Source organism: Micromonospora sp. NPDC048907, assembly GCF_055586885.1.
Window position 1 is genome coordinate 739,091 of record NZ_JBVJHI010000001.1, and the last position, 11,867, is coordinate 750,957.

At 73.4% G+C, this 11,867-nt stretch carries 12 protein-coding genes; 9 read left to right on the forward strand and 3 right to left on the reverse strand.

Translation table 11 applies throughout. From position 1 onward, the window contains the following. The first annotated feature begins 79 nt into the window (after positions 1-79). The 3 genes from ACZ6PY_RS03770 (at position 80) to ACZ6PY_RS03780 (ending at position 2,905) form a co-directional block, all read left to right on the forward strand. The gene (locus ACZ6PY_RS03770) at positions 80-799 is read left to right on the forward strand and encodes a cytidine deaminase (RefSeq protein ID WP_466068908.1); all 720 of its coding nucleotides are present in this window, start codon (positions 80-82) and stop codon (positions 797-799) included. Positions 800-841: 42 nt separating this feature from the next. Continuing rightward, entirely contained in the window at positions 842-2,122 is a 1,281-nt protein-coding gene (locus ACZ6PY_RS03775) for a thymidine phosphorylase (RefSeq protein ID WP_466068909.1), read from the forward strand. 102 nt (positions 2,123-2,224) lie between these two features. Then, on the forward strand, positions 2,225-2,905 hold the full coding sequence (locus ACZ6PY_RS03780; RefSeq protein ID WP_262287139.1) for a DUF4272 domain-containing protein: 681 nt from the start codon (positions 2,225-2,227) through the stop codon (positions 2,903-2,905). 7 nt (positions 2,906-2,912) lie between these two features. Here the strand turns inward: ACZ6PY_RS03780 and ACZ6PY_RS03785 are convergent, their stop codons facing one another. Further along, entirely contained in the window at positions 2,913-3,800 is an 888-nt protein-coding gene (locus ACZ6PY_RS03785; protein WP_466068911.1) for a putative RNA methyltransferase, read from the reverse strand. A 2-nt stretch (positions 3,801-3,802) separates the two neighbouring features. After that, entirely contained in the window at positions 3,803-4,276 is a 474-nt protein-coding gene (locus ACZ6PY_RS03790) for a MarR family winged helix-turn-helix transcriptional regulator (protein ID WP_466068913.1), read from the reverse strand. A 144-nt stretch (positions 4,277-4,420) separates the two neighbouring features. Here ACZ6PY_RS03790 and ACZ6PY_RS03795 point away from each other — a divergent pair, with 144 nt between their 5' ends. Beyond that, on the forward strand, positions 4,421-4,834 hold the full coding sequence (locus tag ACZ6PY_RS03795; protein WP_466068915.1) for a PPOX class F420-dependent oxidoreductase: 414 nt from the start codon (positions 4,421-4,423) through the stop codon (positions 4,832-4,834). Positions 4,835-4,885: 51 nt separating this feature from the next. Beyond that, positions 4,886-5,959, forward strand: coding sequence for an adenosine deaminase (locus ACZ6PY_RS03800; protein WP_262287134.1), 1,074 nt, complete (start codon positions 4,886-4,888; stop codon positions 5,957-5,959). Here the strand turns inward: ACZ6PY_RS03800 and ACZ6PY_RS03805 are convergent, their stop codons facing one another. Next, positions 5,960-6,373 carry a hypothetical protein gene (locus ACZ6PY_RS03805; RefSeq protein ID WP_466068916.1) on the reverse strand — a complete coding sequence of 138 codons (414 nt, stop codon included), beginning with the start codon at positions 6,371-6,373 and terminating at the stop codon, positions 5,960-5,962. Positions 6,374-6,757: 384 nt separating this feature from the next. Between ACZ6PY_RS03805 and ACZ6PY_RS03810 the strand changes: the two genes are divergently transcribed. The 4 genes from ACZ6PY_RS03810 (at position 6,758) to ACZ6PY_RS03825 (ending at position 11,840) form a co-directional block, all read left to right on the forward strand. Continuing rightward, positions 6,758-10,366, forward strand: coding sequence for a sensor histidine kinase (locus ACZ6PY_RS03810; protein WP_466068917.1), 3,609 nt, complete (start codon positions 6,758-6,760; stop codon positions 10,364-10,366). After that, positions 10,363-10,767 carry a roadblock/LC7 domain-containing protein gene (locus ACZ6PY_RS03815; protein WP_013283992.1) on the forward strand — a complete coding sequence of 135 codons (405 nt, stop codon included), beginning with the start codon at positions 10,363-10,365 and terminating at the stop codon, positions 10,765-10,767. The genes ACZ6PY_RS03810 and ACZ6PY_RS03815 overlap by 4 nt, the downstream gene beginning before the upstream one ends. 100 nt (positions 10,768-10,867) lie before the next feature. Then, the gene (locus tag ACZ6PY_RS03820) at positions 10,868-11,245 is read left to right on the forward strand and encodes a DUF742 domain-containing protein (RefSeq protein WP_091261430.1); all 378 of its coding nucleotides are present in this window, start codon (positions 10,868-10,870) and stop codon (positions 11,243-11,245) included. 1 nt (position 11,246) lies between these two features. Next, on the forward strand, positions 11,247-11,840 hold the full coding sequence (locus ACZ6PY_RS03825; RefSeq protein WP_091260490.1) for a GTP-binding protein: 594 nt from the start codon (positions 11,247-11,249) through the stop codon (positions 11,838-11,840). Positions 11,841-11,867: the final 27 nt, after the last annotated feature.

The following is an 11,867-nucleotide window of genomic DNA, read 5'->3' on the forward strand; positions in this document are numbered from 1 at the left end:
GCGTGCCCGGCGGGGTTGTACCCGCCGGGCACGGCCGTCTCCGGCCGCCGCCGCGACCGATCAGCGTGAATTGGGCAGAATGGGAGTCGTGATGGAGATCGACTGGGAGCGGCTGCGGGCCGCCGCCACCGAGGTCATGCGGCACGCGTACGCGCCCTACTCGAAGTTCCCGGTCGGGGCGGCCGCCCTGGTCGACGACGGCCGGGTGGTGGTCGGCTGCAACGTGGAGAACGCCGCGTACGGCGTGGTCCTCTGCGCCGAGTGCGGGGTGGTCTCCTCCCTGCACGCCACCGGCGGCGGCCGGATCCTGGCGCTGTCCTGCGTGGACGCCACCGGCGAGCCGCTCATGCCCTGCGGCCGCTGCCGGCAGCTGCTGTGGGAGAACGGCGGCCCGGAGTGCCTGATCGAGACCAAGGGCCGGCCGCTGCGGATGGCCGAACTGCTGCCGCACGCGTTCGGCGTGGAGGACCTGGAGGCCGTGGTCGGCGAGACCCCGCTGCCGGTGGTGCCGGAGCGGCTGGCCGCCTGGCGGGGCCGGGGCACGGTCTTCGTGCACCCCGACCTCTCCGCCGGGCAGCAGGTCTGGACGGCGTACTGGGAGCGGTCGGCGGGGGACACCGAGGCCGCCGAGACCGGCGTGCTGGAGGAGGGCCCGACCTGGGCGGACCCGGCCGAGGCGATCACCTGGGGGCTGGCCCGGACGCCGCGCGTGGTCGTGGTGGACGCGTCGGGCACCATCTTCTGGGCCGGCGAGGGCGAACCGCCGCTGGAGATCCCGATCCGCTGGTCCCCCGCCTGAGCGGGGGCACCGGTTCCGGAACGACGAGGAAAGATCATTCTGATGAGTGCATTCACGGCGGTTGACGTCATCCGGGCCAAGCGCGACGGGGGCGTGCTGAGCGACGGCCAGATCGACTGGGTGGTCGACGCGTACACCAGGGGTCTGGTGGCCGACGAGCAGATGTCGGCGCTGGCCATGGCGATCCTGCTGCGCGGCATGACCGCGCCGGAGATCGCCCGGTGGACCGCCGCGATGATCGCCAGCGGCGAGCGGCTGGACCTGTCACCGGTGGCGCGCCCGACCGTGGACAAGCACTCCACCGGCGGCGTCGGCGACAAGATCACCCTGCCGCTGACCCCGCTGGTCGCCGCGTGCGGCGCGGCCGTGCCGCAGCTCAGCGGCCGGGGTCTCGGCCACACCGGCGGCACGCTGGACAAGCTGGAGTCGATCCCCGGCTGGCGGGCCGCGCTGAGCAACGACGAGTTCATCGCCCAGCTGCGCGACGTCGGCGCGGTGATCTGCGCGGCCGGCGAGGGGCTGGCCCCGGCCGACCGCAAGCTGTACGCGCTGCGCGACGTCACCGGCACCGTCGAGGCCATCCCGCTGATCGCCAGCTCCATCATGAGCAAGAAGATCGCCGAGGGGACCGGGGCCCTGGTGCTCGACGTGAAGGTGGGCTCCGGCGCCTTCATGAAGAACGTCGACGACGCCCGCGAGCTGGCCCGGACCATGGTGGAGCTGGGCGGTGCGCACGGGGTGCGCACGGTCGCCCTGCTCACCGACATGTCCACGCCGCTGGGTCGCACCATCGGCAACGCCGTCGAGGTGACCGAGTCGGTCGAGGTGCTGGCCGGCGGCGGCCCGGCCGACGTGGTGGAGCTGACCCTGGCGCTGGCCCGGGAGATGCTGGCCGCGGCGGGCCTGCCGGACGCCGACCCCGAGGCGGCACTGCGCGACGGCCGGGCCATGGACGCCTGGCGCGCGATGATCCGGGCGCAGGGCGGCGACCCGGACGCCCCCATGCCGAAGGCCCCCGAGGTCGAGGTGGTCACCGCGAGCGGCGACGGCTACGTGGCCGGCATCGACGCGTACGCGATGGGCGTGGCCGCCTGGCGGCTCGGCGCCGGCCGGGCCCGCAAGGAGGACCCGGTGAGCATCCCGGCCGGTGTGGTGCTGCACAAGCGGCCGGGCGACCCGGTGCGCGCCGGCGAACCCCTGTACGAGCTGCGCGCCGAGCACGCCGAGCGGATCCCGGCGGCGCTGGCGGAGGCGGAGCGGGCGGTCCGGATCGCGCCCGCGGCCCCCGCCGCGAACCCGCTGGTGATCGAGCGGATCGGCTGATCCTTCCCGGTCATGGTGCGGTGGCGACCGAGCCGCTATTGTCGCAGGCCAAGGGGGGACCGACCGGCGATGAGCCGTTGCGAGCAGACAGGGACCTGAGCCGTGCGCGTACCCGCCCCCGATCCCCGGGCCGTTCGTGAGGCGAGCCTCGACGAGCTGTCCCGGCTGGGCCTCCCGCTGCCGCCCCCGCAGTTCCCGCTGGTCTGGGAGCCGGGGGACGAGATCGAGTTGCGCCCCACCCCGGAGATCGAGGCGCGGATCGCGGTGCTGCACGTGATCCTGGCCCGCTGTTTCGGGATGCCGGCGCAGGCGGCCATGAGCTGGCTGCTGGAGTCGCACCTGGTCGAGATGGTGACCCCGCCGGAGTGGCAGTTCGTGATGGGGGGCAAGGGCGACCACCGGTCGTTCGTGCTGCACCACGACGCGCTCTTCTCGCTGGCCTGGGTGCTCGGGCTGGCCAAGGAGCTGGACCCGACGGTGCCGGTGGACGAGCGGCTGGTCGAACGGATGCCCAACCTGGTCACCGGGGAGAACTTCGGCCAGTGGCGCGCCCGGATCCTGGCCGCCCCGCAGCACCCGGCCGACGCGGCCGCCCTGCTCGACCTGCACTACTGCCTGGACTGGGCGTACCTGGAGGCGGAGGAGGCCGGCCTGGCGCTGCCGGGGCTGGTGGACGCCAACGCCATCGGGCAGCGCCGGTGGGCGCTGGAGTGGGCGGTGATGCTGCGCGGGCCGTACCACGACGAGCCGCCGGGCTGGGAAGAGGTGGACCTGTCCACCTGAGCGGTGGTCAGCGCGGGCGGTGCACGCCGAGCCGCACGGCCAGGGTGACCGGCACCGGCTCGGGCAGCGCCGCGATCCGCTCGGCGAGCCGGGCCGGGTCGGCGTGCCAGGCGCTCGGGCCCATCCCGACCAGGGTGGCCACCTCGGTGCGGCCGAGCCTCAGCTCGGCCCGGTGCTCGGTGGCCGACTCCTCGGTGAAGTGGGCGCTCAGGCTGCCGGCCACCCGGTCGGCCTTGGCCGGGTCCACCCGGAGCAGGTCGAGCGCGTCGACCAGCTCGGCGAGGTGGTCCGCGGCCGGGGTGACCACCAGCAGCGCGCCGGCCGGGTCGAGCACCCGGTGGAACTCGGCGCCGTTGCGCGGCGCGAAGACGTTCAGCAGCACCGTCGCGGCGCGGTCGGCGAGGGGCAGCCGCTGCCAGGTGTCGGCCAGCGCCGCGGCGGCGCGGGGGTGGGTGCGGGCCGCCCGGCGCAGCGCCGGCTTGGCGACGTCGAGGGCCAGGCCGACCGCGTCCGGCAGCGCCGCCAGCACCGCCGCGAGGTACCAGCCCGTGCCGGCTCCGGCGTCGACCACCAGGGGGTACGCCCTGTCGCCGCCGGCCGGGTTCGCGGCGGGCGGACCTCCGCCGTGGACGATCCGCCGGGCCGCGTCGGCGAGCGCGGCGGCGACGGCGGCGTAGTGGCCGGCGGCCAGGAAGTCGGCGCGGGCCGCGACCATCTCGGCGCTGTCCCCGGTGTGCGGTGTGCGGCCGGCGAGCAGGTTGACGTACCCCTGGCGGGCGATGTCGAAGCTGTGCCGGCGCGGGCAGCGCAGCGCCCGGGCGGTGCCGGCGGTGGCCTCGGCCAGCGGTTCGCCGCAGACCGGGCAGCGCAGCCGGGTCAGGATGCGGGCGTCCACCGTCACGCCTCCGGGGCCGCGCGGTCGGTGAGGTGGTCGACCACCCGGTGGGTCAGCGCGCCCAGCGCCGCGATCTCCTCGGCGGTGAGCAGGTCGATGAGGTGCCGGCGGACGGCGGCCACGTGCCCCGGGGCGGCCGCCTCGATGGCCCGCCGGCCGGCCGGGGTGAGGGCGACGACCGACCCCCGGCCGTCGGTGGCGCACTCCTCCCGGGTGACCAGGCCGCGCTGCTGCATCCGGGAGATGTGGTGGGAGAGCCGGCTGCGTGACCAGAGCATCCGGTCGGCCAGTTCGCTGAGCCGCAGCCGCTGGTCGGGCGTCTCGGAGAGGTCGGACAGGACGTCGTAGTCCGGCTCGGAGAGGCCGGCGTCCTGCGTCAGCTCCCGGGCCAGCTCCAGGTCGAGCAGGCGGCGCATCCGGCGGTAGCCCCGCCAGGCCCGGTCCTCCCGCTCGTCCAACCACCGTGGTTCGCCCATGCGCCGAGCCTAGCCCAATGGTTGACATGTCATCGACGAGGACCTAGGTTGGTGACATGTCAACAATCAGCTGGTGGTGACCACGTTGAACATGGTGCCGGTCAACGAGGCGGTGACCATCTTCCTGCGGCGGGCGGTGGCGGCGTGACCGCCCGGCTCTGGGAGCTGTTCGGCGAGCGGGGGCGCGGGGTGCTCGTCACCCTGCGCCGGGACGGCCGGCCGCAGCTCTCCAACCTCGACTACCTGGCCGAGCCGGGGCTCATCCGCTGCTCCACGACCGGCGACCGGGCCAAGGTACGCAACCTGCGGCGCGACCCCCGGGCCAGCTTCCACGTGAGCACCCCCGACGGCGGGGCGTACGCGGTGGCCGAGGGGCGGGTGACCCTCACCCCGCCGGCCGCGGCGACCGACGACGCCACGGTCGACGAACTGGTCGAGGTCTACCGGCGGATCCGGGGCGAGCACCCGGACTGGGCGGACTACCGGGCGGCCATGGTGGCCGACGGCCGGCTGGTGCTCCGCCTCACGGTCGAGCGGGTGTACGGCTGGCGGCCCTGAGCCGGCCCGGTCCGGTGCCGCTCCCCGACGCTCGGTGACTAGGGTCGGTGCATGGCAATCTCGTACGAGGACATCGTCAAGGTCCCGAAGGCGCTGCTGCACGACCACCTCGACGGCGGTCTGCGGCCCGCGACGATCGTCGAGCTGGCCGCCGACGCCGGCCACGAGCTGCCCACCACCGACCCCGAGGCGCTGGGCCGCTGGTTCGCCGAGGCGGCGAACTCGGGTTCGCTGGAGCGCTACCTGGAGACGTTCGCGCACACCGTGGCGGTCATGCAGACCGGGCCCGCGCTGCGCCGGGTGGCCCGCGAGTGCGCGCTCGACCTGGCCGCCGACGGGGTGGTCTACGCCGAGGTCCGGTTCGCCCCCGAACAGCACCTGGAGCAGAACCTCACCCTGGACGAGGTGGTCGACGCGGTGGTCACCGGCTTCCGGGAGGGCAGCGCCCTGGCCGCCGAGGCGGGCACCCCGATCCGGGTCGGCACGCTGCTCACCGCGATGCGGCACGCCGCCCGGTCCCAGGAGATCGCCGAACTGGCCGTACGGCACCGGGACACCGGGGTGGTCGGCTTCGACATCGCCGGCGCGGAGGCGGGTTTCCCGCCCACCCGGCACCTGGACGCCTTCGAGTACCTCCAGCGGGAGAACTTCCACTTCACCATCCACGCCGGTGAGGCGTTCGGGCTGCCGTCGATCTGGCAGGCGATCCAGTGGTGCGGCGCGGACCGGCTCGGGCACGGCGTCCGGATCGTCGACGACATCACGCCGGGGAACCCGCCGGTGCTGGGCCGGCTGGCCGCGTACGTCCGGGACAAGCGGATCCCGCTGGAGCTGTGCCCCTCCTCCAACGTGCAGACCGGGGCGGCCGCGTCGATCGCCGACCACCCGATCGGGCTGCTGCGGGACCTGCGCTTCCGGGTGACGGTCAACACCGACAACCGGCTGATGAGCGGCACCTCGATGTCCCGGGAGATGGCCCTGCTGGTGGACGCCTTCGGCTACGGCTGGAAGGAACTCCAGTGGTTCACCATCAACGCGATGAAGAGCGCCTTCATCCCGTTCGACGAGCGGTTGAAGATCATCGACGAGGTGATCAAGCCGGCGTACGCCAAGCTGATCGGCTGATCACGGCCGGCGCGGGTGGCCGGCGAGCAGGGCGGCCACCCGGCGCAGCACCTGACCCGCCCGGGCCGCCTCGGCGCCCAGCCCGGTCTGCCGGCGCAGCACCGCCGGCTCCGCCCGCAGCAGCGCCACCCCGCGCCGGATCAGCACGCGGGGCGCCTTGCGCTGCTCGGCCAGGTCGCGGGCGAGCCGGCGCACGAAGGTCGCGCCGCGGGGGCGGCGCAGCGCGTACGCCCCGGCGAGCAGCCCCCGGCGGCGGCACTCCGCCACGATCTCGGCGGCGAAGATCCCTTCGGCGACGAAAAGTGGCGATCCGTCGACATCGAATGGCCGGGTGGCCACCCGGCGGTCCGCGCCGATCGCATAAACCGGCACTTCGGCCTTGCCGTCCCGGGCCAGTCGGGCGATTGTTTCCACCGCCGTGTCCGCATCCCAGGACAGCGGGGACTCCCAGTCCACCTCTCCGTTCCGGCGCGGCAACGTAGGGTCATCGCCGTCCTTGTAGAAGTCGTCGAGGCAGAGGACAGGAAGTCCGGTTCGTTGGGCTATATACGACTTTCCGGAGCCGGAAGGGCCAGCGAGCAGGACGACGCGGTGCGGGTGTTCCATTACCTTCAGTGACTCCGGCCAGACGGATTGCTATCAAATTGCATCAACATCTCATCACACCTCCGGCGAGGAACAACCTGGGCTTTCTTCTTGCGGGGCGGCGTGATGGAATCTCGGAGGTCCGACCCGCCGGGTCGGTCGCTCGGCGTTGCCCACAGGCAACGCCGGACGCGGTAATGCGAGGGCGGTGACGTGAGCAAACGGCCAACGACGGCGGGCTCCTTCCTGTCGCGTCTGAGCCGGCCGGCCAGCCGGCTCCGCGACATGCCGATCTGGTCCAAGCTCGGCCTGATCATGATCGTGCCGACCATCGCGACAGTTGTGGTCGGCACCAGCGGTCTGGTCGACCACCTGGAGACGCTCAACAATGCCAATCGAGCCGGTGACCTGGCCAACCTGATCTCCTACTCGGGTGACCTGGCCGACACCCTGCAGGACGAGCGGGTCGCCTCGGTGCTCTTCCTCGGCTCGTCGGAAGTGCAGACGCGGGCGCAGTACCAGGAGTCCTACAACCGGGCCAATCAGCGGGTCGACCAGGCGAAGAGCCCCTACTCGCGGCAGCGCCTGGAGATCGACGACCTGCCGCGCACGTTCGAGAGCCGGCTGAAGGACGTCGACCAGGGGCTGGCCGATCTGCCGGGCACGCGCAGCCAGGTCTTCAACGGCAAGCTCACCAGTGCCGAGGCCCAGAGGTCGTACGAGGCGCTGATCAGCGACCTGCTCACGATCCGCGACTCGGCCATCCAGCTCGCCGGCGACAACGACCTGAGCGACCGGATGCGAGCCGCGGCCGCGGTCGCGCGGCAGAAGGAATACCTCGCCCAGCGCCGGGTGGTCGTCCACGAGGCGCTGAACGGCAAGCGCCTCACCCCGAACCTGCGCGAGCAGTTCACCGCCAGCGGCACCGGCCAGACGCAGGCCCTGGAGAGCTTCAAGGCGGTCGCCAACCAGGCCGACTCCGAGTTCTTCGACCAGACCGTCTCCGGCTCCGACCTGCGCAAGGCGGACCGCTACACCAGCCTCATCCGGGCCAACACCTCCGGTGACCTGTCGAAGGCGCCCTTCAGCACGGACGAGTGGGACGCCACCATGGTGGCCAACGCCAAGCTCATCCGCACGGTCGAGGACCGGCTGGACGACAACGTGGTGCGCCAGGCCGGCGAGCTGCGGTCGGACACCCAGCGCCAGGTGTTCCTGGAGACCGGCCTGCTGCTCAGCATGCTGCTGCTGGCCATCCTCTTCGCGTACCTGGTCGCCCGCTCCATGGCCCGCTCCCTGCGCGACCTGCGCCAGGGTGCCCTCTCGGTCGCCCAGTACGGCCTGCCGCAGGCGGTGGCCCGGCTGCGCGACCCGCAGGTCACCGGCCAGCTCTCCCCGGTGCAGCTGGCCAACCAGATCGCCGAGCCGCTGCCGGTGCGCAGCAAGGACGAGTTCGGCCAGGTGACCGAGGCGTTCAACGCCGTCCACCTGGAGGCCGTCCGCACCGCCGCCGAGCAGGCCGCCCTGCGGGCCTCCGTCGCGACCATGTTCGTCAACCTCGCCCGCCGGTCGCAGATCCTGGTCGACCGGCTGATCGGTCACCTCGACCGGCTGGAGCGCGGCGAGGAGGACCCGGACCGGCTGGCCGAGCTGTTCCAGCTCGACCACCTGGCCACCCGGATGCGCCGCAACGACGAGAACCTGCTGGTCCTCGCCGGTGCGGACTCCACCCGTGTGCAGCGCGAGCCGGCCGCCCTGATCGACGTGCTCCGTGCCGCGCAGTCCGAGGTCGAGCACTACACCCGGATCGAGTTCGGCGTCATCGACCGGGACATCGAGGTCGCCGCGCACGCGGTCAACGACCTGGTGCACCTGGTCGCCGAGCTGTTCGACAACGCCACCGCCTTCTCCCCGCCGGACTCGCAGGTCATGGTGGAGGCCCGCCGCGTGGGTGACCGTGCCTCCCTGTACGTCGAGGACCGGGGCATCGGCATCAGCCACGAGCAGCTCCGCGACCTGAACGAGCGGCTGGCCACGCCACCGCAGGTGGACGTGGCGGTCTCCCGGATGATGGGCCTGGTCGTGGTCGCCCGGCTGGCCTCCCGGCACGGCGTCAAGGTCGAGCTGCGGCCCGGCGCCGACCGGGGCACCGTCGCCGACGTCACGCTGCCCACCTCCGTCCTGGTGCCGCGGGCCCTCGCCGGTCGCGGCCAGTCCGCGCCGGCCCTCCCGGCCGCCGGCGGCCCGCAGCACGGCGGTCCCGTCCCGGCGTTCGGCCAGAGCGGACCCGCTCCGGCCTTCGGTGCCCTGGCCGCCCTCGGCAACGGCCCGCACACCCCGCCGCCGGTCCCGCACCCCGGTGCGTCCGGCAACCAGGTCACCCTGGGCGGGCGGTCCTTCGACCCGGCGTCGCGCAACGGCTCCGGCGCCCCGGCCAACGCGGGTGGGGCCCGGTCCATGCCGGCCTGGTCCGACCTGACCGGCGCCGGCCCGCTGGCCGGCGGTGACGGCTTCACGCCGCGCAACCCGAACGGCCAGCCGATCGACCCGCTGCCGCAGCGGCGCAACCCGGCCGAGGCCGACCCGGCCTCCACCGGTCAGCAGCCGGCCATCCCGCGGCAGCTGCCGAGCAGCCCGGAGGCCCGGCCGTACAACCCGCCGCCGGTCTCCGCCCCGCCGGTCCCGCCGGTGTCGGCGCCCCCGCTGCCGCCGGTCTCCGGTGCCCCGGTCTCGGGCTACCCGACCTCCGGCTACCCGACCTCCGGCTACCCCGTGTCCGCGTCGCCGGTCTCCGGTTACCCCGTGTCGGCGTCGCCGGTCTCCGGTTACCCCGTGTCGGGAGCGCCGGTCTCCGGTCAGCCCGTGTCGGCAGCGCCGGCCGCGGGTCACCCGGTCTCGGTGCCGCCGGCGAACCAGATGCCGCCGCGTTCCGCCCCGTCGGCCCCGGCGCCGCACGTCGGCGCGCCGCCGGTCTGGCCGCCGGTCGCCACGCCCGAGCAGGCCGCGGCACCGGCGGTGCCGGAGCGACTCGCCGCCGGCCTGGACATGACCACCGAGCTGCCCCGGGTCGCGCGCCCGGAGACGGCACCCGCCGCCAACCGGCCGGCACCGGCCCCGGCGCCGCGGCCGGCAACCCCGCAGCAGCCGGGCAACCGCCAGCGGTACGCGGACGAGACGATGGAGCTGCCGATCTTCCGGGAGCTCGAGTCGGCCTGGTTCCGCACCCGCCGGCCGGGGCCCAACGAGGAGGCGGCCGCAGCGCAGCCGGCGGCGACCAACGGCGCCGCGACCCAGCAGTTCGCCAAGGTCGATGCCGCCGGTCGGGCCGTGCGGCAGACACCACCCGGGACGACAGGTAACACACCGATGGCACAGACTCCGACGGCCGGCGGAGCGCCGCAGGACAACGGCTCGACCAACGGGGGTGCCCGTCCCGGTTACGCCGGTGCGCTGCCGACCCGGCAGCCCGCCGCCCCGCCGCAGCCCGGCTGGCAGACCGCCGCCGACGACGGATGGCGGGCCGCCTCGGCGGCCACCGAGGTCCCGGTCGAGGAGACCACCCAGAAGGGCCTGCCGAAGCGGACGCCGATGGCGCAGCTCGTGCCCGGTGGCATCGAGAAGCCGTCCACCTCGGTGCAGCGCCGGACGCCGGAAGGCGTACGGGGTCTGCTCTCGGCCTACCATCGGGGCGTGCAGCGGGGGCGTAACAACCCGACCGACAGCAACTCCACCGGCCCGGAGGGGACTCCGGGCGGGCAGCAGTCCTCGCAGTCTGGCTCAGGCCCAGTGGCCGGGAGCGGGCAGAAGGAGCAACAAGGATGACTACTACGCAGGATCTCGGATGGCTGTTGGCCAACTTCGCCGACCGGGTGCCCGGTGTGGCGCACGCGGTCGCCGTCTCCGCCGACGGCCTGCTCCTCGCTTCGTCCCGTGATCTCCCGCGGGACCGCGCGGACCAGTTGGCGGCGATCGCGTCCGGCCTGGTCAGCCTGACCCAGGGCGCGGCCCGCTGCTTCGAGGGCGGGGCGGTGCTGCAGACCGTCGTCGAGATGGACAACGGCTTCCTGTTCCTGATGTCCATCTCGGACGGCTCGTCCTTCGCCGTGCTCGCCGCGCGCAGCTGCGACGTCGGGCAGGTCGGTTACGAGATGGCCCTGCTCGTCGACCGGGTGGGCGACGCGCTGACCCCGCAGCCGCGCACGGCTGTCGGGATGATGGGCTGAACGACGCGCTGACCGGTGGGTCAGAGGCGGCAACAACTACGACAAGGACGGATGCCACCGGGGCGAGCCGGTGCCGGGTACGAAGGAGGTGAGCGGCGACATGGTTGATCGTGACGAACCGACCGGAGCGTTGGTCCGTCCATACGCCGTGACCCGCGGTCGTACCCGCCCCCGGCTCGAGATCGCCCTGGAGGCGCTCGTCGAGACGACGGTGCGCGGCCGGTCGGTTGCCACTGGCAACGGTGGCCAGGGCCGGGAGCACCAGTACATCGCCGCGCTGTGTGACGGACGTGTGCAGTCGCTCGCCGAAATCGCGGCGCGCATGCAGCTTCCGCTCGGCGTGGCCCGGGTGCTCATCGCCGACATGGCGACGGACGGCCTGGTCGCGGTCCACGAGCCGACCATTTTGGACGACTCCGACGACGCGGTGGGCACTGAACTGCTGGAGAGGGTGCTGAGTGGACTTCGCAGGCTCTGACATGTCGCACCGGCCGCCTGCCCCGAGCGGGCGCGTGACGTCGGCGAAGATCGTTATCGCCGGTGGATTCGGCGTCGGCAAGACGACGCTGGTCGGCTCGGTCTCGGAGATCACGCCGCTGACCACCGAGGCGATCATGACCTCCGCCGGCGTGGGCGTCGACGACACCCGGCAGGTGCCGGGCAAGACGACGACCACGGTGGCCATGGACTTCGGTCGTATCTCGATCGACCGGGATCTGATCCTGTACCTGTTCGGTACGCCGGGTCAGACGCGGTTCTGGTTCATGTGGGACGAACTGGTCCGGGGTGCGATCGGCGCCGTCGTACTGGTCGACACCCGTCGGCTGGCCGACTGCTTCGCCGCCATCGACTTCTTCGAGCATCGGCGGCTGCCGTACCTGGTGGCCATCAACTGCTTCGACGGGATGCAGTACCACGACCCGCAGGACGTCCGGGACGCGCTCGCGATCTCCTCGGACGTGCCGGTGGTGGCCTGCGACGCCCGTAACCGGGAGTCGACGAAGCACGTGCTGATCTCGCTGGTCGAGTACGTGCTCACCATGCGGCGCTCGCGGGCCGTCGCCCCCGCCTGACCCGGTGACGAAGCGCCCGGCGGCCAT

Bases quoted from the DNA above. Each gene is read 5' to 3' on its own strand.
- ACZ6PY_RS03775 (WP_466068909.1), top strand. From the start codon at position 842: ATGAGTGCATTCACGGCGGTTGACGTCATCCGGGCCAAGCGCGACGGG.
- ACZ6PY_RS03820 (WP_091261430.1), top strand. From the start codon at position 10,868: ATGGTTGATCGTGACGAACCGACCGGAGCGTTGGTCCGTCCATACGCC.
- ACZ6PY_RS03825 (WP_091260490.1), top strand. From the start codon at position 11,247: ATGTCGCACCGGCCGCCTGCCCCGAGCGGGCGCGTGACGTCGGCGAAG.
- ACZ6PY_RS03790 (WP_466068913.1), bottom strand. From the start codon at position 4,276: ATGGGCGAACCACGGTGGTTGGACGAGCGGGAGGACCGGGCCTGGCGG.
- ACZ6PY_RS03800 (WP_262287134.1), top strand. From the start codon at position 4,886: ATGGCAATCTCGTACGAGGACATCGTCAAGGTCCCGAAGGCGCTGCTG.
- ACZ6PY_RS03815 (WP_013283992.1), top strand. From the start codon at position 10,363: ATGACTACTACGCAGGATCTCGGATGGCTGTTGGCCAACTTCGCCGAC.
- ACZ6PY_RS03770 (WP_466068908.1), top strand. From the start codon at position 80: ATGGGAGTCGTGATGGAGATCGACTGGGAGCGGCTGCGGGCCGCCGCC.